At 69.9% G+C, this 18332-nt stretch carries 19 protein-coding genes; 9 read left to right on the top strand and 10 right to left on the bottom strand.

What is annotated here, in order from left to right; all coding sequences use genetic code 11:
- The first annotated feature begins 66 nt into the window (after positions 1-66).
- The 3 genes from VME70_15850 to VME70_15840 all read left to right on the top strand — a co-directional run bounded on the left by VME70_15850 (position 67) and on the right by VME70_15840 (position 4563).
- The gene (locus VME70_15850) at positions 67-753 is read left to right on the top strand and encodes a hypothetical protein (protein HTW21669.1); all 687 of its coding nucleotides are present in this window, start codon (positions 67-69) and stop codon (positions 751-753) included.
- A 124-nt stretch (positions 754-877) separates the two neighbouring features.
- Positions 878-2941: a LamG-like jellyroll fold domain-containing protein gene (locus VME70_15845; GenBank protein ID HTW21668.1), complete on the top strand. Its 2064-nt coding sequence runs from the start codon at positions 878-880 to the stop codon at positions 2939-2941.
- Complete coding sequence (locus tag VME70_15840) at positions 2938-4563, top strand: S26 family signal peptidase (GenBank protein ID HTW21667.1); 1626 nt, start codon at positions 2938-2940, stop codon at positions 4561-4563. Before VME70_15845 ends, VME70_15840 begins: the two co-directional genes overlap by 4 nt.
- Here VME70_15840 and VME70_15835 read toward each other — a convergent pair.
- From VME70_15835 to VME70_15815, 5 genes are all read right to left on the bottom strand, one after another.
- Positions 4530-5924, bottom strand: a complete 1395-nt coding sequence (locus VME70_15835; GenBank protein ID HTW21666.1) for a HAMP domain-containing sensor histidine kinase — start codon at positions 5922-5924, stop codon at positions 4530-4532. The two genes, VME70_15840 and VME70_15835, sit on opposite strands and share 34 nt — an antisense overlap.
- Entirely contained in the window at positions 5921-6607 is a 687-nt protein-coding gene (locus VME70_15830; protein ID HTW21665.1) for a response regulator transcription factor, read from the bottom strand. The genes VME70_15835 and VME70_15830 overlap by 4 nt, the downstream gene beginning before the upstream one ends.
- A gap of 36 nt (positions 6608-6643) precedes the next feature.
- A complete protein-coding gene (locus VME70_15825; GenBank protein ID HTW21664.1) occupies positions 6644-7123 on the bottom strand; it encodes a hypothetical protein in 480 nt (159 codons plus the stop codon).
- 152 nt (positions 7124-7275) lie between these two features.
- Positions 7276-8034, bottom strand: coding sequence for an SDR family oxidoreductase (locus VME70_15820; protein ID HTW21663.1), 759 nt, complete (start codon positions 8032-8034; stop codon positions 7276-7278).
- A 53-nt stretch (positions 8035-8087) separates the two neighbouring features.
- Entirely contained in the window at positions 8088-8432 is a 345-nt protein-coding gene (locus VME70_15815) for a hypothetical protein (GenBank protein ID HTW21662.1), read from the bottom strand.
- A gap of 282 nt (positions 8433-8714) precedes the next feature.
- Between VME70_15815 and VME70_15810 the strand changes: the two genes are divergently transcribed.
- Complete coding sequence (locus VME70_15810; GenBank protein ID HTW21661.1) at positions 8715-8891, top strand: hypothetical protein; 177 nt, start codon at positions 8715-8717, stop codon at positions 8889-8891.
- A 3-nt stretch (positions 8892-8894) separates the two neighbouring features.
- On the opposite strand, the gene VME70_15805 is transcribed toward VME70_15810, so the two are convergent.
- Together VME70_15805 and VME70_15800 are read right to left on the bottom strand one after the other, a co-directional pair.
- Entirely contained in the window at positions 8895-10238 is a 1344-nt protein-coding gene (locus VME70_15805; protein ID HTW21660.1) for a helix-turn-helix domain-containing protein, read from the bottom strand.
- Between the two features lie 268 nt (positions 10239-10506).
- Positions 10507-11007 carry a hypothetical protein gene (locus VME70_15800; protein ID HTW21659.1) on the bottom strand — a complete coding sequence of 167 codons (501 nt, stop codon included), beginning with the start codon at positions 11005-11007 and terminating at the stop codon, positions 10507-10509.
- Between the two features lie 171 nt (positions 11008-11178).
- Here VME70_15800 and VME70_15795 point away from each other — a divergent pair, with 171 nt between their 5' ends.
- Entirely contained in the window at positions 11179-11655 is a 477-nt protein-coding gene (locus VME70_15795; GenBank protein ID HTW21658.1) for an ATP-binding protein, read from the top strand.
- Positions 11656-11747: 92 nt separating this feature from the next.
- On the opposite strand, the gene VME70_15790 is transcribed toward VME70_15795, so the two are convergent.
- Complete coding sequence (locus tag VME70_15790; protein ID HTW21657.1) at positions 11748-11978, bottom strand: hypothetical protein; 231 nt, start codon at positions 11976-11978, stop codon at positions 11748-11750.
- A gap of 228 nt (positions 11979-12206) precedes the next feature.
- On the opposite strand from VME70_15790, the gene VME70_15785 reads away from it, so the two are divergent.
- A complete protein-coding gene (locus VME70_15785) occupies positions 12207-13235 on the top strand; it encodes a LacI family DNA-binding transcriptional regulator (GenBank protein ID HTW21656.1) in 1029 nt (342 codons plus the stop codon).
- A gap of 104 nt (positions 13236-13339) precedes the next feature.
- Positions 13340-13558 carry a hypothetical protein gene (locus VME70_15780; protein HTW21655.1) on the top strand — a complete coding sequence of 73 codons (219 nt, stop codon included), beginning with the start codon at positions 13340-13342 and terminating at the stop codon, positions 13556-13558.
- A gap of 15 nt (positions 13559-13573) precedes the next feature.
- On the opposite strand, the gene VME70_15775 is transcribed toward VME70_15780, so the two are convergent.
- A complete protein-coding gene (locus tag VME70_15775) occupies positions 13574-14467 on the bottom strand; it encodes a MurR/RpiR family transcriptional regulator (GenBank protein ID HTW21654.1) in 894 nt (297 codons plus the stop codon).
- The gene (locus tag VME70_15770; GenBank protein ID HTW21653.1) at positions 14464-15303 is read right to left on the bottom strand and encodes a class II glutamine amidotransferase; all 840 of its coding nucleotides are present in this window, start codon (positions 15301-15303) and stop codon (positions 14464-14466) included. Before VME70_15770 ends, VME70_15775 begins: the two co-directional genes overlap by 4 nt.
- 122 nt (positions 15304-15425) lie before the next feature.
- Between VME70_15770 and VME70_15765 the strand changes: the two genes are divergently transcribed.
- Together VME70_15765 and VME70_15760 are read left to right on the top strand one after the other, a co-directional pair.
- Positions 15426-16751, top strand: coding sequence for a glutamine synthetase family protein (locus tag VME70_15765; GenBank protein HTW21652.1), 1326 nt, complete (start codon positions 15426-15428; stop codon positions 16749-16751).
- A gap of 51 nt (positions 16752-16802) precedes the next feature.
- On the top strand, positions 16803-18299 hold the full coding sequence (locus VME70_15760) for an APC family permease (protein ID HTW21651.1): 1497 nt from the start codon (positions 16803-16805) through the stop codon (positions 18297-18299).
- Positions 18300-18332 lie beyond the last annotated feature (33 nt).

Below are 18332 nucleotides of genomic sequence, written 5' to 3'. Positions count from 1 at the left end.
CACCGTGCGGGACTGCCCACCTGCTGCATCCAGGGCGCCGCAACGGCGCAGAGACAGGGAGAAGAAATGTCGCAGTCCTCTACGCGGCGGCGCCGGCGCTCGGTAGTGCTTGCCGGCCTGCTCGGCACGACGGTCTTCGCCGTGACCGCCGGGCTTTCGCTCGGTGGCTTCAGCGCGGGCATCACGAACCCGACCAACAGCTACTCCTCCGGCACGGTCGTGCTGAAGGAGGCTGCGGGTGCTACCAGCTGCTACTCGACCGGCACCGGCACGACCGTGACGGCGAGCAACACGGCGAACTGCACGACCATCGATGACTTCGGCGGTGCGGTCAACCAGGGTCCCGGCTCGGCCGTGAACTCGCAGGTGCTCAACCTCACCAACGTCGGCACCATCAATGGCGCGACGTTCACCGTCAACCCGTCGGCCTGCGCGGCGACGGCAGCCACCAACACCTCGCCGTACTCCGGCTCGGACACCTCGGGCTTCTGCGGCAAGGTCGACATCACGATCGAGAACGACACAACCGGTACGCCGTCGTGCGTCTACCCGGCCGGCGCGGGCGCATGCCCGGCGCTGTCCAACACCTACAACCTGTCCACCTTCGGCTCGGCGGGGGCACTGTCCCTCGGCGCGCTGGCGGCCGGCTCCTCGGACAAGTTCACGGTGAAGACCCAGATCGACAGCGGGGCGACCAACGCCGACCAGGGGTTGACCGCTTCGGTGCCGATGACCTGGACGCTCAACCAGTAAGCGCGCATCCACGAGCCTGGCTCCCGGGGTTGTTCCTGCAGGGAGACCCCGGGAGCCGGCCACTCGCGGACAACCACAGCACCACCCGGACGAACTGCCCCCGTCCCGACCGAGATGAGGAACCGTGACACCGCGATCGCAGTCGCGTGAACGCCGCCGGCGAGCCGGGCTCGTCGGTCTTGTCGCGACTGCCGGTCTCGTCGCCGCGCTGGTCGCCCAGGGGACGACCGCCGGCTTCACCAGCGGGATGACCGGCAAGGGAACCTTCTCCTCCGGCACCGCCCTTCTCGCCGACACCATCGGCACGACGACCTGCACGTCGACGTCAGGCAGCACGGTCGGCAGCGGCAACTCGACGAACTGCACGACGAACCCGCTGCCGAGTGGCACCCTTCCGGCCGGTACGACGTCGGTCTCCACGACCCTCAATGCTCCGGGCACGCTGCTGAGCTCGGTGAGTGCGGTCGGCGGGTCTTGCGGCGTGCAGTCGGTCCGGGACGCCTCGAGCGCCGGCGCCGACACCGGGATCGTCCGCAACACGGTCACGAACCAGAGCGCCGGCCCGCTGAGCGGCTCCGCCCTCGCGTTCACCCAGTCTTCCTCGGCGTACGTGTCGACGCTGAAGTCCTACACCGATCCCGAGACCTTCAGCATCGCCGCTTGGTTCAAGTACACCTCCGGCACCTCGGGCACGATCATCGGCTTCACCGACAACTCGATCAGCTCCGGCCAGTCGGTTGCGGACCGGGCGCTGTGGGTCAACGGCGGCAAGCTCTACTGGGGCGTCGCCCCCGGCGGCACGCAGAAGGAGGTCAGCGGCACCGCGTCCGCGGGCACCTGGCACCTGGCCGTCGCCGAGATCGGCTCGAGCGGTGAGCGGCTGTATCTCGACGGGTCGCTGCTGTCCTCGACGACGTCGGTGACCACGGCCGGTACCTACACCGGCTACTGGCACCTCGGCTGGGGCGGCGAGTCCGGATGGTCGAACGCGCCCTCCAACCTGTTCTGGCCTGGCTCGCTCGCCGATGTCGCCGTCATTCCCTCGCAGCTCTCGACGGCGCAGATCACGACCCTGTGGGGACAGACCAGCAACACGAACGAGCAGACGCAGATCAGCGCGCTCGGCCCGACCGCGTTCTGGCCGCTCGACGATGCTGCTACTGCGACCTACAGCGGGGCGGTTCCCGGAACCGGTCTCCCGCCGTTCGCAGACGCGAGCGGCAACGGCAACACGGGGGTCGGCAACGGATCGATCACCACGGGCGTCTCCGGTCCGCTCGGTGGCACCGCAGCGTCGTTCGACGGCAGTACGGCGTGGATGTCCACCACGAACCAGTACAGCGACCCTCATCCGCTGACGATTACCGCATGGTTCAAGACCTCGGTGGCGTCCGGGACGATCATCGAGTTCGCCAACATTCAGAACGGCCTGTCCGGCTTCACGACCTGGGACCGGCACATCTGGGTCGACTCGGCCGGCCACCTGGTCTGGGGCGTCTGGCCGAACCAGGAGGAGCAGGTCACGTCGCCCGGCTCCTACGCCGACGGCAACTGGCATCAGGTCGCCGCGTCGGTCGGCCCGGCCGGCCTCCTGCTCTACGTCGACGGCTCACTGGTCGCGTCCAACACGTCGGTGACGGTGCCGCAGGTGTTTGACGGCTACTGGCGGCTCGGTGACGGCAACGAGAACAACGTGTGGACCGACCCGCCGCCCAACGTCCTCTGGCAGGGCAGCCTGGCCCAGGTCGCGGTCTACCCGGCTCAGCTGACCGCGGCCCAGATCTCGGCGCTGACCACCCCGAGTACGGCGTCGGCGTACGAGTCCGCCGTACTCGCGCTGAACCCGACGTCGTTCTGGGAGCTCAGCGACGTTACGCCGTCCCTGACCCCCTGCGGCCAGGTCTACGCGACCATCCAGACCACGACCGGCTCGGTCGTGAACTGCGCATTCCCGGCCGGTAGCGGGGCCTGCCCGACGCCGAGCTCGGCCGCGACACTCGCCTCTTGGGGCAACGCATCGCTGTCCGGCCTGACGGCGGGCGGCAGCCAAACCGTCAATATCACCCTGGCGTCGGCCGGCGCGACCGCGCTGACCGGAGTCCATGTGAGCGGGACCATGTCGTTCACGGCCACGGGCGCCGGTTTCACGGCGGTCCTGAACCACAACTTCGGTCCGGTGACGCTGTGACCGCCCTGCTCACCGACGAAGCGCCGGCACCGCAGACCCAGGAAACCGGTTCCGAGCCGGCGCCTCGACGCTCGGTTGCCGTGCGCGCCTTCTGGTACGGCTCGATCGCCGTTCTGCTCGCGTTCCTCGCCACGGCCGGAGTCTGGACACTCACCGGCGGCCGCACCTACGTCGTCTCGACGCCGAGCATGAGCCCCAACGTGCCGGTGGGATCGCTGGTCCTCGTCCGGCCGGACCCGCCCGGCGGTCCGCACGTCGGCCAGATCGTCGCGTTCCATCCGCCGACCGAGCCGAACAAGACCTACACGCACCGGATCGTCAGGGTGAACCCCGACGGGACGTACTCCACGAAGGGCGACCTCGACTCGACGCCCGACGCCTGGGTGATCACGAAGAAGCAGATCATCGGCGTCGCGACGCACCACTTCAAGTACGTCGGCTGGCTGGTCCGCGCACTTCCGATGCTGGCGCTCGGAGCGGTTGCGCTCATGGGGGTCGTGACCTTCCTTCCGCGCAACCGTCGCCGGATCGCCTACTTCATCGGCGGCACGATCGTCGTATCGATCCCGATCCTGGTCCTGCACCCGCTGGTGCGGGGCGTCTTCGCCGGCTCGGGGTTGATCCGCGGGAAGATCCATGCGCTGGTGGTCAACACTGGTCTGCTCCCGCTGAAGTTCACGATGCCCGGTTCGCCCGCCCATCACGTGGCGTCGGGCTACCCCACCACCATGATCGCGACGCCTCCTCACCATGGCGCCTCGGCGATCACCGGTGTGGTCGGGCTGTCGCCGTTCGGCTGGGTGCTCCTGGTGCTGGTCTGCCTTTCGCCGCTGATCGTTGCGGTCGCGGTCCCGGCGGACTACTGGTTCGGCCCCGGGGACGACACCGACGAACTCACCGCCGACGCCCACGGATCTGACGCGGACGTGGCGGACGAGAGCCCGGCGCAACTGGAGGCGGCGGTGCCGGACGACCTTCCGGTGCTGTCCAGGATCCGGGTTCCGCTTCAGCGTCGCGGCTCGCGCGATGATCTGCCCTCGATCCCGCAGTCCTCGGTCGCGCGACCAACGAGTCCGCCACCCGCGATGCCGCTGGCGATCGCGCCGCCGCTCGATCCGGTATCCCCGGCGCCTTCCGAAGCCGCGGTCGAGGACGTGCAGCCGGTCGAGGACGTGCAGCCGGTTGAGAAGCCCGAGCCGGTCGCGAGCGAGCCGGCCTCACCGTCGCCGGCTCCCGCGGCCAAGCCGCGGGCTCGCAAGGCGGGTACGCCGACCCGGACCGCGACCACCCGGACCGCGACCACCCGGACCGCCAAGCCGCGTGCGGCAACGCCGCGGACAGTGACGGAGCGCGCCAAGCCGCGCTCGCAGAAGGTGTCGACCGACGCTGCGAAGCCGCGTCAGCCGCGGGTGTCATCGGACGCTGCGAAGTCCCGACAGCCGCGCACGAGCAGTGCTTCGACGAAGGCTCCGCAGCGTCGGTCGGCATCCGAGGTGCCGAAGCCGCGTCAACCTCGAGCGGCTCGCACCTCGCCGGCGCCTCGCACGACGGGCCGAGCCCGCGCGACCGCCAGTGCGGCCAAGCCTCGTCAGCCGCGCAAGGCCGCCGAGCTCGAGGACTGAGCGCCGGCCGGCAAGGTGACGGCGAAGCACGCGCCGCCCTCCGGTGCGTGTCCCGCCGACGCGGTGCCGCCGAGGCGCGTGGTCAGGGCTCCGACGAGGGCGAGCCCGAGGCCGGTGCCGACCCGGCGGATCCCCCGGTAGCGCTCGTAGAGCACCGACCGGTCGAACGCGACCGGAAGGTCCTCGTCGCGCAGGCCGGGTCCGCCGTCACGTACCTCGATCCGGGCCTCAGCCGGGCCGGCGTGCAGCGCGAGAACGATCGGCCGGCCGGCCGGGGTGACCCGCAACGCGTTCTCCATCAGCCCGTCGATGAGCTGGCGGACCCGGGTGGGATCGGTCCGGGCCACAGCCGGATCGGGTCGGCTCTCGACCCGGAAGTCCACGCCGACCTCTGCGCACCGCTGCTGCCACACCTGACCGGCGGCGAGCACGAGCGCCCGCAAGTCGACCTGGGACAGCTCGACCCGGAAGTCATGAGCCCCCAGGCGCGCCAGGTCGAGCAGGTCGGAGACGAGCCGGTCGAGGCGCTCGGCCTCGGCAAGGATCGTGGCCGCGGCCGGTTGGACGTCCTCGGCAGCGCTGACGCCGTCCGCGATCGACTCCGCGAAACCCCGGATCGCGGTCAAGGGAGTGCGCAGCTCGTGCGACACGGACAGCAGGAAGTCGCGCTCGCGGCGCTCGCTCACGGTTAACGCGGCGCCGAGCGCGTTCAGCGCGTCCGTCACCTCGGCGACCTCCTCGGGTCCCTCGGGTGGGATATGGACGTCGCGCTCACCAGCGGCGATCCGGCGGGCACCGGCCGCGGTCGCGTGCAGTGGCCGCGCGACGCGGCGCGCGAGCAGGACGCCGGCAAGCGCCCCGCCGAGCAGGCCGGCGAGCAACGCGAGCAGCTCAGCTCGACGGACCTTGCGGGCGATGTCCGATGGCAGTCCGGTCGGCTCGGCGAGAACGACGGCGCCGCCGCTCGCGAGCGGCCGGCCTTCGACGACCATGCGCCGGCCGGCGATCGTGCGGTCGCCGGAGATCGACGCTCCGTGTAGAAGCGCCGTGACATCGCTCGCGTCGACGGCGAGGTCGCCGCGAGTCGCGCCGTCGGTCGCAATCAGCTCGACCTGGATCGTGCCCGTCGATCGCGACCGCGCGCGCAGCCTGGTGAGCACCGGCGTACTCAGCACTTGTCGCGGCTCGAGGTTTGCTACCAGGTCGGCGTCCCTCGAGAGGCGATTGCTCTCGGACTGCGCGATGGCCGAACGCACGAGGCCGAGCGAGACGAGAGTGGCGACCAGTACGGCGACGAAAGCCACCGCGGTCGTCACGAGCCCGATGTGGACGGCGAGACCCTGGTGCCGGCGTCCGGTCATTGGCCAGCGGCGTACCCGACGCCGCGCACGGTCCGGATCGGGCTGTGCGGTCCGAGCTTTGCCCGCAGCTGGGCGATGTGCACGTCGACGGTCCGGCTCCCCGCGGACGCCTCGTAGCCCCACACCTGCGCGAGCAGCTGGTCGCGCGAGTACACCTGACCGGGCCGGCGCAGCAGGAAGGCCAGCAGCGCGAACTCGGTCGCGGTCAGCTCGACCTCGTCCCCTGCGACCCGTGCCAGGTGGCGGTCGAGGTCGAGCGTGACCGCTCCGAGTGTCATCGTGTGGGGCGTCGCGGGAGCGGCCCGCCGAAGGATCGCCTTGACCCGCGCGACCAGCTCACGTGGGGAGAACGGTTTGGTCAGGTAGTCGTCGGCACCGAGCTCGAGCCCGACCAGGCGATCCACCTCGTCACCGCGCGCTGTGACGATGAGCACCGGCGTCCAGTCGTCGGCGGCTCGAAGCGTGCGGCAGACGGCCAGCCCGTCCATCGTCGGCAACCCGATGTCGAGAACCAGCGCGACCGGACGCAGCCGGCGAGCCGCGGCGAGGACGGCGGCGCCGTCGGTCTCGACGTGTACGCCGAACCCCTCGCGCGAAAGATAGAGCCGCTCCAGGTCGGCGATCGCGGACTCATCCTCACCGACGAGGACGAGTCCGCGACTCGCGGGGGCGGCGTCGCTCATAGTCAGAACCGTAGGCGGCGCACGCCATTCAACCGGTCAGGCAGCGCTGGACGCGCGGCGCACGCCACGGATCGCGCGGGCCGTCTTCGTCCCGTTGCTGTCGATGGCGATCACCCAGGCGTGGTCACCGGTGATGATGTCGGACTCGGGGATCTTGTGGCCACGCGAACGCACCTTCGTGGCCTGCGTCACCGTGTAGCTGTCGGTGGTGCCGTCGCTGCTCTGCAGGGTGATCGAGGTAGCGGAGACCGCGGTGACCTTGCCCTGCTGGACGTCAACGGTGACCGGTCCGCCCTTTGCCCGCAGGACGAACTCGCCGTGCAGCAGTCGTCGCAGCAACGGATGGCGGCGGGCGCCGACGAGCAGCCGGCCGTGGGTCGAGGCGGTCAAGGTCGCCGCGCTCGCCGGCGTGGACGGCGTACCGCCGGACGAGTCGGCGTACGCGACGCCGCCTGCGCCCAGGCCGATCACGGTGACCCCGGCAACCGAGGCGGCGATGCGGTGTCGTACGGACATGGGAGCTTCCTTTCGGTATGGGCCCGGCCGCGCGAGGGCGGCGCGCTGATCCGGTGATGTGGAGTTGACGCTTCGAGGGAACCTCGTCGGGGTGCAGGGCGGGTTCGGCCAATGTTCGGATCAGGTAAATCCGCCCGGCGCGGGTGCCGCGATCACAACCCGCCGGCGACCCGCAACACCGCGCCGGTCACGTACGACGCCTCCGGGCCGAGCAGCCACTCGACGGCGGCGGCGATCTCGGCCGGCTCGCCGGTACGCCGAAGCGGCGCCTGGGCGGCGATGCGGTCCGGCCGGCCCGCGTTGCCGGCCGCCGCGTGCAGGTCCGTGCGTACGGTGCCCGGCGCGACGGCGTTGACGCGTACGCCGTCGGGCCCGACCTCCTTGGCGAGGCCGGCCGTGAAGGCGTCGACGCCGGCCTTGGCCGCGGCGTAATAGACGTACTCGTGAGCTGAGCCGATGGTGGCCGCGGCAGAGGAGATGTTGACGATTGCGCCGCCCGCCCCGCCGCGCCGGGTGGACATCGAGCGCACGGCGAGGCGGGAGCAGAGGACGACCGCGGTCAGGTTGACCTCGATGCCGCGGCGGATCACCTCGGGCGGGGTGTCCGCAAGGTCGCCGGCTTGGGCGATCATGCCGGCGTTGTTGACCAACCCACTGATCCTGCCCAGCTCCTGTTCGGTTTCGCGGAACAACCAGTCGACCTCGGCGTCCACGCCGACGTCGGCGCGGACGGTGATCGCCCGGCCGCCCTTCGAGAGCACGGCTTCCAAGCTGCGTTCGGCGGCGGCATGGTCATGGTGGAAGTTCAACGCCAGGTCGTGGCCGGCGTCCGCGAGCCGGAGCGCGATCGCGGCGCCGATCCCTCGACCGGCACCGGTGATGACGGTCACCGGGCGAGCAGGAGCACTCATCCGGTCATCCTGCCGCGATTGCGCGCCCGGCGGTCAAGCCGCCCGGTCGTCGACTATGCCGACAGCGGGGGCTCGACAGCAGCCGCCTGGCCGCCGCCGGGGTCGCGATGCGGAACCAGCCGCGCCATCAGCCCGGAGGACGCGCCGACTGCACTGAGCTGACGCCCGGTCGAGCCCGGCCGGGACGAGTCGTCGGTGTGCAGCTCGATCAGCCCCTCGTCGGCGAGAGACTTCACCGCCCTGCGGATGCTTTCGATCCGCGACCGCGACGGCGACTGCCCGGCGATCGCGATCACGGGGACGTAGGCCTCCGGCTCGCCACGGGCCTGGGCCTCGTCCTCGAACCTGAGCAGGAACTCCAGCACCTGCAGCTGGATCCGTCCGTGACCGCGGCTCATCGGCCTTCACCGGCGGCTGTCGATGGTCGATCGAGTAGCCATGGGGGTGCGCAGCGGCTGCCACGCGCGCCTCGCTGCGCAATCACACCCAGGCAGGGACGGCCATGACGGCGCCGTGCAGAATGCCCCAAACCGCGCCTTACGTCGAAAAAGGCCGTGGCAGCCACGGTCATCCCTTGTGCCTCCCTTGACTGGCCAGCGCACAATACCTTGACTCATCGAGTCAAGCCGGTGTCAACACTCCCAGCCGGTGTCAACAGTTGGAAACTCGGAGGGAAAACCATGGCCAAGTCGGCCCGGATCGCCATCACGCTGCTTTCGTGTGTCTCCCTGTCGGTGCTCGGCACGGCGGGTGTCGCATCAGCTCACCCGAAGCACGCCAAGCCGGTCATCGTGAAGGTGCACAAGGCGACCACGGGTCACCGCATGCACTCCAACGGCGACGCGTGGTGCTGCTGAGCGTCAGACCAGCTGGGTGACGCGGGTCGTGGCGCGGAGACCAAAGGCGGCCGCCGCGCCGCGATAGGCGTCACGCGCACTTGCTGCGTCACCGACCTCGTCGAACAACGCACCGAGCTCGAACCACAACGCGGCGGCGGCACGATCGGCGCCGATTGCGGTGAGCGCCGCGACGGCACTGCGGTAGCGCCGCCTGGCCTCGTCGCGGTTGCCGCGCTGGTGCTCGACGATGCCGAGGATCGCGGCTGCCTCGGCTTGGACGAACGGGCCTTGGTCGGCCACCTGACCGAACGCCTGGTTGGCGAGTTGCTCGGCACCGTCGGCATCGCCGGCCGCCAGCCTCGCGCGGGCAAGGACGACATCGCAACGCGCGAGATCGACCGAGCTCCCGTCGGCGTCTCCCAGGTCGCGCCGCGCGGTCCGGACGTGCTGTTCGGCTGCCGCGGCATCGGGCGGACTCTGCTTCAGGAGAAGCAGGCCGTACTGCTGCCGTAACCGAGCGAGCGAGCGGATGTCGTCGGTGTCCGCCATCAGTGCGAGCGCCTTCTCGGCCAGCCGGATGGCTTCGTCGAGCTCGCCGCGTCGTGACGCGATGATGCTGGCGTTCCAGTACGCCGAGGCGCGGGCGGTTGGGGACTGCAGCCGCTCCGCCGCGGTGATCGTCGCCCGGCACAGCTGCAGGGCGTAGAGCTCGTCGCCGCGCTCGTAGTACGCCCCGATCAGGCTGACCGCGAGCCGGACGGCGTCCTCGGTGCCCTCCAGGCCGAGCTCACGAGCGTGCCGTAGTGCGGTCTCGCCGACGTCGATGCTGCGCGAGAGGTCCCCGCCGTCGCGGTAGCAGCGGCACAAGGCGATGACGGCAGGCAGCCAGAGCCGGCCGCCCCGGTCGGCAGCGATCTGCTCGAAGGCGGTCGCCGCCTCCTCGAGCCGACCGACCGCCTCGAGGCTGCGCGCGTGAATCCATTCGGCCTCGAGCCGCAGCGGGCCGAGCTCGTTCGCGGAGTCGGTCAGCAGCTTCGCGACCTGGGTCTCGGCGTCGGCGGCTTCACCGGAGTTGAGGGCCAGCTCCGCATAGCGCAGCTGCAGGCGGACTTCCTCGGCGTACTGCGGCTCGACTCCGGTCACGAGGAACTCGACGGTCGTCCCGAGCCGGTCCGCGAGCAGCTGTGCCACCCTCGGTTCGGGCCGGCGCTGTCCGGCCTCGATGCGCGAGACGTACGCGCCGGAGATATCGGTGCCGGCAAGGGTCTCCTGGGTCATCCCGCGAGCGACGCGAGTGGCTCGCAGTCGTTGACCGAGCTTGGCGAGGTCGACCGACGCCAGTTGGGCACCCGGCGCATCACTCATCTGCTCTCGCCTACCTCACTTGTACGCACGACCCCGCCCCGTCAGCGCCCCCAGGGGGCTGGATGCGCGCACAACAGAAACGACGGAGATCCGGCCGTGGACGTTGTGAGCATTGGTGACCGTACACGATTGGCCCTGCTGCGCAATGGAGATCACAGATATTGCCTAACCGTGGAGTGTCGTCCCTTTTTGACCGATTTTCTGGGCTTATTAGCCGCGCGGAATCAGCCTTGACCAGGCAAGCCCTCGGAGCCGCCGGACGGCGATTTCACCCGTTTGGCGGAGTGCTGAGCGATCTCGGCTGGTTGACCTCCGCCGCCCGGACAATCGGCCGGGCCGGCTCGCCGAACTCGTCCATGAACGCGTTCAGCACCGACCAGGCCCAGGTGTCGGTCCGTCGCCAGGCCAAGCGCAGCGCCTCGATGTCTTTCCAGCCGCGCACGAGTCGCGCATTGTCGGGATTGCGGTCGTCCTCTTTGATCGCCATCCACCGCCCGTCGGCCAGCCGGAAAACCTTGAACACCTGCTCCTCGCCGCTTTCCAGGGCCGGTCCGAAGCGCTCCCGCAAGGCGCCGGCGAGCTCCTCGAGCCGCGCGGGGATCTCGCGGTCCCGGGCGCGCAGGTCCGCGACGTACGCCTCGATCGCGCGGACATAGCGGCGCGCGGCCGCGGCGAGCTCGGTCGGCGAGCTGCCCCCGCCGGTGGACGCGTCATGCCAGCCGGTCTCCGCCGCCGTGTACTCCGCGACGACGCCCGAAGGGTCCGCCATAGCGGCAGTGTCCTCCGTACCCGCGGCCTAACGCACGCTTTGACCCGCCGTGACCGGCCTGGGTGATTGGCCCACCGAGTTCGGGGAACGCTGCCCATGACGGAGGATCCCCCGCTCCGCCATCACGGCTTTACCGGCGGAGCAAGGATTCACGACCGACGGACAGGATGGATGGCCGGAGCGACGGTGACGCCCAACAAGCCGGGTCGCGAGGGGCGGGGCGTGGCCGGCGTACGCCGGCTCATCGGAGCGCCCACCGTCAGGCCGGACGCTTCGTCGGTCGACGGGCTCTCGCTCGCGCTGGCTCCTCAGCCGCACGCGGCCGCGTCCGCTCGCGAGTACGTTCGCGTCTTCTGCCGCATGCCCGGGCTCGGCGAGGTTTGCGAGTCCGCGGTTCTCGTCGTGAGCGAACTGGTGAGCAACGCGCTTCGACATGCCGACACTCCGATGGTTCTGCTCCTGCGGATCGACGGGCCCATGCTGCGCATGGAGGTCGCCGACCGGTCGCCGATGTTCGTGCGGCCGCACCGCGCCGAGTTGCTGCGGGAGAACGGGCGGGGTCTGGCCATCGTCGCCGCGCTTGCGGCTCGTTGGGGCGTCGATCTGACCGACAGCGGAAAGAGCGTCTGGGCAGAGCTCGCGATCTGAGACCCGCGACCCAAGAGCCCTCGGGAGGGAAAAGAGCCCCCGGGAAATTGGGAAAAGAGCCCCCGGGAAATTCGATCTCGCGCCGGAGCGGCTCAGCCGAGCCGGTCTCCGGTGGGATGCCCGTGCTCGTCCTCGACCTGCAGGGGGAGGGAGTGGTCCCCGACGTACGTGCCGAGCATGCGGATGGCAAGACTGCGGGTTCTCAGACCGCTGACGACCACCTGTCCGGTCGCATCGGAGATCCGCCAGGTCCTGGCCGTCGGCGGCGCCGCCTCGCGGGGGCGCACGATGGTGGCTCCGGGGTACGAGTTGTTGGGGTTCATCTGGCTCACCTCGTGGGTCGGGAGGGAGCCTGCGTGACCCGGGTCCGCGAACTACCCGCAGGGAGCGCCGGCTTCCTGTACGTCGAGACGATGACCGCTATGCGGTCGGCTTAAACCCGCTCGACCCACCTGTGCGCCCGCTCTGAACTGCTGCTGAACCCGTGAACTGCGAGTGCGCGCTGTTCCGTCCGAGCACTGTGCCGGGCCGGCCACCGGCATGATCGACGTGTGACATCCTCGCGGCGTCCCACCTTGCGCGAAGTTGCGCAGGCCGCCGGGGTGTCGATCAAGACGGTGTCCCGGGTGGTCACCGGCGAGGCCAACGTCTCGCCGGAGCGGTCCGCGCGGGTCACCGCCGCGATCGAGCGGCTCGGCTACGTCCCGGACCCGTTCGCCAGCAGCCTGCGGCGAAGCGACCGCCGGACCGGGACCGTCGCCGTACTCGTCGAGGACCTCGCCAACCCGTTCGCGGCCTCCTTGCACCGCGCGGTGGTCGACGTGATGCGCGATCACGGCATCGTGACGCTGTCCGCGAGCACGGATGACCAACCTGCTATCGAGCGCCAAGCCGTGGCGGCCTTTCTGTCGCGGCGGGTGGACGGCCTCATCGTCATGGCGAGCCCGTCGGCCGCGCGGTGGCTGGACAGTGTCGTGGGCGGTGCAGCTCCGATCGTGCTGGTCGACCGGCCGGTGCGGGGGGTGGTCGCGGACGTCGTGCGATCCGACCATCGTGGCGGCGCACGGCATGCCACCGAGCACTTGTTGCTCCAGGGTCATCGACGGGTCGCGTTCCTTGGTGGCCGTCGCTCCTCGTTCAGCGCACGGGAGCGGTTGGCGGGCTTCCGCGCAGCGATCACTGCGTCCGGTGTCGCTACGGCCGTCGTGGAGCTGGGGCTGGCAGGGTCCGATGCCGCGGAGGCGGCCGTCCGCCGGCTCGCCTCCGGACGGGCGGCGCCGACCGCGTTCTTCACTGCGCAGAACCTGCTCACCCTCGGCGCCGTCCGGGCGCTGCGTGGCATCGGTCACCAGCACGAGATCGGGTTGCTCGGCTTCGACGACATCCCGGCGGGCGACCTGCTCGACCCCGGCATCAGCGTGCTTGCCCAGGACCCCGCCCGGATCGGAGCGATCGCCGCGAACCGGGTGCTCGCCAGGCTCGACGGTGACAACTCACCGGCCGACCTCACCCTCGTCGACGTGTCGCTCATCGCGCGCGGGTCCGGCGAGATCGCGCCGTCGCGGAAGGGCCGTCCCTGACGCCCGGCACGGTGTGAGCAAGATCACCCGCCCCTGGGCTGACAACGTTGTCAATGCGAGCCGATCATAGAGGTGAAAGTCCGAACCTCGATGTGGGAGCTGAGATGTTGAACACCTTGCTCGCCGGCAGGGGCAAGGCGCGCCGTGGCATTGCCCCGGCGGTCGCCCCCATGGCAAGCGCCGACCCTGCGGGACTGACCGACGCCGACCGTGACGCATACATCTGGCTGGTCAACCAGGCGGTCGAGGCCGGCCGGGATGATGTGGTGACCGAGCTGTCGCGGTCCTGCGAACCGCAGGCTTGCGTCGCGGTCGCCGGCTGACGGCAGGCGAACGGCTCAGCCGGCAGCGGCCGGCGTCGCGTCCGCGATCGTGTCCCAGTCGTGCATGCGGCGGACCGCATCCGCACCGAGCGCGGCGATAACAGCGGTCGCGAGGGCCTCGATGAGCACGAGGACCGCGACCGTCGTGTCGAACGGCGAAGGCGCGTCCACCCGCACCGGAAGCACGAGGTGGGAGAACGAGGAGATGGGCGACAGCAGCACGTCGGTGAACAACACGATGGTGGCGCCGCGGTTGGCGGCGCTGCGGGCGAGCTCCGCGACGTCGGCGTCGTAACGCTTGACGTCCATCACGATGAGGACGTCGCGCCGACCGACATCCAACAGTGCTGAGTGCCGGTCTCGAGGCCGGCTGGGGAACATCTGCACGTCCTTGCGGGCCCTGCTGAGGTGATGCTGGAGGTACTCGGCGAGCAGCCCCGTGATCCGGCCGCCGAGGAGCTTCACCGGGCGTCGCGGGTCCGCGAGCAACGCGACCGTCGCGTCGAACTCGGACCCGGGAATCGTGTCTCCGACGCTGCTCACCACGCGCGTCGCCGCATCGAGCATTCGTCCGAGCGTGCCCGGCTCGGTCCAGGTCCGATCACCGTGGTCGATGCGGTACGCCGGACCGGACGAGCGTGACGCGAGTTCGTCTCGCAACGCCGATTGGAACTGCGGGTACCCGTTGTAGCCGAGCTTTTGCACCAGCCGTACGACCGTGGCCGAGCTGGTGCCGGACGCACCGGCGAGGTCAGCGACCGTGCTGAGCCCTGCGACTGGATAGCCGGCCACGAGGGTGCGGCCCACCCGGCGCTCGGCAGGCGTCATCAGCGCCACGCTGCGCCGGATGCGGTCGGCGATCGAGGCAAACGCGGGTTCCTGACCCGCCCCATTGGCTTGGGCGGTCATGCCGACTCGGCGGTCTCCAGGCGGCCCGAAACAGCCACCACACCCAACGGATGCACCTCCCAGTCGCCGGTGGTGAGATCGACGTCCATCACTACCTCGGCGGGCAGGTCGACCCATCGCTCGTTCGGCAGGCCGGACGAGCCGATCACCAACGTCTCGCCGACGTACCGGTAGCTGAGCCGGAAGTAGTCCTCGGTGTGGTCGGCCGGCATTCCGGCCGGGTCGGGGAACAGCTCGACCAGGTCGTCCAACGGGGGTTGCGCGCCGCGCAGCCCATGCACCGCGAGCAGCCGGGTCGAGGAGAGCATCATCGCGTTGATGCTGACCGCGCCGCACCGGTCCGCGATCGTCTGCGCGGCGAGCTGCACCCCGCGGACGATGTCACCCGTTTGCTCAGCGGACTGCAGCACGAGGTGGAAATAGCGCTCGCTGTCGGTGGTCCCTGCCAACGACTCGCGGTGTCGGGTCGTCAGCAGCCGCTCGATCCCGTCGCTGCCTCGCACGAAGCCGTTATGCGCGAACGCCCAGCCGTCGGCGACGAACGGGTGGGTGTTGTCGGCCACGACCGGGTAGCCGGCGGTGGCCCACCTCAGATGCAGGAAACCGGCGGTGGCCGCGACGTTGGTGGCGGCGGTGTCGAAGTCCGGGTCGACCGCGGCGGATGCTACCGAGCGTCGTACGCGCGGAGACCCCGCGGCGTCCGGGTCGGCCCACGTCATCCCCCACCCGTCACCGTGCACGCGAGCCAGGTCACGGAAGCCGGTGTAGGTCGCCTCGCCCACCGCGGTTCGCAGCGAGCGGGGCTCTGGCCCGACATAAGCCAGCAAGCGGCACATACGGATCACCCTGTCCGAACTGTCAGCCGACCATTGCCAGCGGCGATGGCGGCTCGTACATTACAGCAACGACCTAGCAACGCGTTCCTGAAACAATTGGTACAGCCGTGCGCGGAGGCCTCATGACCGGTCCGGTAGCCCTGCCGGAGAGTTGCCGCTATCTGATGGGTGCGGTTGTCGACTCCGCCGGCGTCATCCGCGGCAAGCAGGTGGATCGGCGGCGAGCGGACGTGTTCGGCTCGGTTGGTCTGGGCGCGTCCCCGTCTTGGGGCGTCTTCTGCATCGACGACGGCATCGCGTTCACCCCGTCGTTCGGCGTGGTGGGTGACATGCGGTTGCGCGCCGATCTGGCTGCGGTCGCCGATCTCGGTGACGGCCTGGCGTGGGCGCCGATCGACCTCATCACCCAGGACGGCGAGGAGCTCCCGCTGTGTTACCGCGGTGCCGTGCGCAGGCAGGTGGCGGCGGCGGCCGGGCACGGACTCGCGGTGCAGAGCGCGATGGAGATCGAATGCGTGCTCTTCGACGAGACGGGCGATGCCGTCGCAGGAAGCGGCGGACCGTCGTACGGCATCCGGCCGCTGCTCGAGCAGTCGGCCTTCGTCGAGGACGTGTACGAGAGCTTCGAGCGCGCCGGTCTCGAGATCGAGCAGCTACACGCGGAGTACGGGCCTGGTCAGTTCGAGCTGTCGCTCGCTCCGGCCGACCCATTGCGGGCCGCGGACAGCAACGTCCTTGCCCGGATCCTGCTCTGCCGGGCCGGCCGCCGACACGGAATCACGGTCTCGTTCTCCCCGCAGCCGATCGCGCGCGCGGTCGGCAGCGGCATGCACGTGCACCTCTCTTTCGCGCGCGACGGCGTGCCGCTGCTGTCGGGTGGCGATGGCCCGGCGGGCCTCACGAGCGAGGGCGCGGCGATCGTCGCGGGGCTGGTCGACGGCCTACCGGAGGCGATCGGCGTGCTGGCACCTTCGCTCCTGTCGCACCTGCGCCTGCAGCCGCAGCACTGGTCGGGCGCCTTCGCCTGCTGGGGCGTCGAGAACCGCGAAGCCGCCGTCCGGCTCTGCCACGCCACGGCGGGCAACCCGCGCGGTGCCAACGCAGAGGTGAAGCCAGTAGACGGATCGGCGAACCCGTACGTCGTTCAGGCCACCCTCGTCGGCCTGGCGCTGGACGGATTGGAACGCGGCCGGGCGTTGCCGCCGGCGGTCGATGTCGATCCGGCCAGCCTCGACGAGGCCACCCTCAATGAGCTTGGTGCCGTCCCGATCGGACGAGACCAGGAAACCGGCATCGACCGGCTCGAAGCCTCGAGGCGCATGACCGACATCCTCGGCGCGCCGCTCGTCGAGGCGCTCGTTGCCGTCCGTCGACATGAGCTCGGCCTGGCGAAGAACGACGAACTCGACAGCCTGGTCCGGCGGTTCAGATTCGCATGGTCCAGCTGACCTCCGATGCGGCGCACTGCCCCGCCGCTTCTGCAGAAAGGATCGACCAGCATGGCCGTCATTGAAGAGCAGGCGACCTACGTCAGGCCCCGGCGCAACCTCAAGCTCTGGGGGGCGATCGGCCTTTCGCTCGGCATCGTCGGCCCCACCCTCGCGATGGCCGGCAACGGCCAGGTCACCGTCGCATCGGTCGGTAAGTCCGTGCCGTTGGTGTTTCTGTTCGGAGCGGTCGGCATCGGCATCATCGCGCACGGTTTCATCCGGCTGACCCAGCGTTACAACCACGCGGGCAGCGCCTACGCGCTCGTCGGCGTCACGGTGGGTCCGCGGGCCGGCTTCTTCTCCGGCTTCGCGATCATCGGCACCTACACGATGTTCTGCAGCTGCTGCGTGGCTGCGGTGAACAGCTTCCTCAACGCCTTCATCGCGGCGGCGCAGAACGAGCCCGCTCATCCGTTCCGGGTGCCGTGGATCTGGACGATCCTGGTCTGCGTCGCGCTCTCGGCGTTCTTGAACACGCGAGACCTGCGGTTGGTCACTCGCATGCTGCTCGCCATCGAAGGCATTGGCGTTCTCTGCATGACAATCCTGAGCATCGTCATCTTCGCCAAGGGCGGCGCCAAGGCCACCGGGATCGACGGCGGCGTCTTCTCGCTGAGCCACGTCAGCTTCTCCACCGTCGTGGCGGCAGTCGTGGCCGCGTTCCTGTCGTGGGCCGGGTTCGAAGGCTGTGCAGCGCTGGGCGAGGAGACCGACGACCCGACCCGGAACATCCCTCGCGCGCTCACCGGATCGATCGTCTTCACCGGCATCCTCTTCGTGATCGTGATGTTCGCGCAGACCGTGGGCTTCGGCACCAACGCGGCCGGCCAGAAGGCGTTCACGTCATCGGGCGACTCCCTGTCCGTGCTGTCGCACAACTACATCGGGCTGTGGTTCTCCCTGGTGATCTCCTTCGCTGCCGTCATGTCGGCGTTCGCCTGCCACCTGGCGTCGTCCGCGACCGCGGGCCGGCTGCTGTTCGCCTATTCGCGGGACGGGTTCGGACCGAAGCCGTTCGGCCGGCTGACTGGTCCGCATCAGGCGCCGATCAACGCCATCTACACCGTGCTCGCGTTTGCGCTCGTCGCCAACGTCATCTCGTGGGCGAGCGGCCGCCCGGTGCTCGGTACCGGCGACCCGTCGCTGGACAGCTACTTCTACTTCGCCACTATCGGGGCGATCATGCTGATGATCGCCTACCTGATGGTTGAGGTCGGCGCGGTCATGCATCTGTACAAGGTGCGAATCGCCGAGGTCATCGTGCCGTTGGTCGGCATCGCAATCATCGTGCTGGTCTTCTACTACAACCTGAAAGGCCAGCACACGATCAAGGCGCCGCCCTACATCGCGTTCATGTGGGCCGGTCTCGGCCTGGTCATTGCCTGGGCCGCTCCTGGGCTTGCACAACAGGTCGGTCGCAAGCTGGCGCAAGAGCTCGATGAGCCGGCCGGCAAGGATCTCCCCATGGAACTCGGTGAGGGCCTGGCCAGCGGGTCGGGTTCGTGACCTCAACAGCCCCGTTCGGTACGTCGCTGCACC

The sequence above is a fragment of the Mycobacteriales bacterium genome (genome assembly GCA_035504215.1).
Lineage (GTDB): Bacteria > Actinomycetota > Actinomycetes > JAFAQI01 > JAFAQI01 > DATAUK01.
The sequence above is the reverse complement of the archived record's forward strand: the minus strand, read 5'-3'. Positions and strand labels throughout refer to the sequence as shown.

Bases quoted from the DNA above. Each gene is read 5' to 3' on its own strand.
- VME70_15790 (HTW21657.1), bottom strand. From the start codon at position 11,978: ATGAACCCCAACAACTCGTACCCCGGAGCCACCATCGTGCGCCCCCGC.
- VME70_15760 (HTW21651.1), top strand. From the start codon at position 16,803: ATGGCCGTCATTGAAGAGCAGGCGACCTACGTCAGGCCCCGGCGCAAC.
- VME70_15805 (HTW21660.1), bottom strand. From the start codon at position 10,238: ATGAGTGATGCGCCGGGTGCCCAACTGGCGTCGGTCGACCTCGCCAAG.
- VME70_15765 (HTW21652.1), top strand. From the start codon at position 15,426: ATGACCGGTCCGGTAGCCCTGCCGGAGAGTTGCCGCTATCTGATGGGT.
- VME70_15820 (HTW21663.1), bottom strand. From the start codon at position 8,034: ATGAGTGCTCCTGCTCGCCCGGTGACCGTCATCACCGGTGCCGGTCGA.
- VME70_15830 (HTW21665.1), bottom strand. From the start codon at position 6,607: ATGAGCGACGCCGCCCCCGCGAGTCGCGGACTCGTCCTCGTCGGTGAG.
- VME70_15835 (HTW21666.1), bottom strand. From the start codon at position 5,924: ATGACCGGACGCCGGCACCAGGGTCTCGCCGTCCACATCGGGCTCGTG.
- VME70_15775 (HTW21654.1), bottom strand. From the start codon at position 14,467: ATGACCGCCCAAGCCAATGGGGCGGGTCAGGAACCCGCGTTTGCCTCG.
- VME70_15780 (HTW21655.1), top strand. From the start codon at position 13,340: ATGTTGAACACCTTGCTCGCCGGCAGGGGCAAGGCGCGCCGTGGCATT.
- VME70_15800 (HTW21659.1), bottom strand. From the start codon at position 11,007: ATGGCGGACCCTTCGGGCGTCGTCGCGGAGTACACGGCGGCGGAGACC.
- VME70_15850 (HTW21669.1), top strand. From the start codon at position 67: ATGTCGCAGTCCTCTACGCGGCGGCGCCGGCGCTCGGTAGTGCTTGCC.
- VME70_15770 (HTW21653.1), bottom strand. From the start codon at position 15,303: ATGTGCCGCTTGCTGGCTTATGTCGGGCCAGAGCCCCGCTCGCTGCGA.
- VME70_15795 (HTW21658.1), top strand. From the start codon at position 11,179: ATGGCCGGAGCGACGGTGACGCCCAACAAGCCGGGTCGCGAGGGGCGG.
- VME70_15810 (HTW21661.1), top strand. From the start codon at position 8,715: ATGGCCAAGTCGGCCCGGATCGCCATCACGCTGCTTTCGTGTGTCTCC.
- VME70_15815 (HTW21662.1), bottom strand. From the start codon at position 8,432: ATGAGCCGCGGTCACGGACGGATCCAGCTGCAGGTGCTGGAGTTCCTG.
- VME70_15825 (HTW21664.1), bottom strand. From the start codon at position 7,123: ATGTCCGTACGACACCGCATCGCCGCCTCGGTTGCCGGGGTCACCGTG.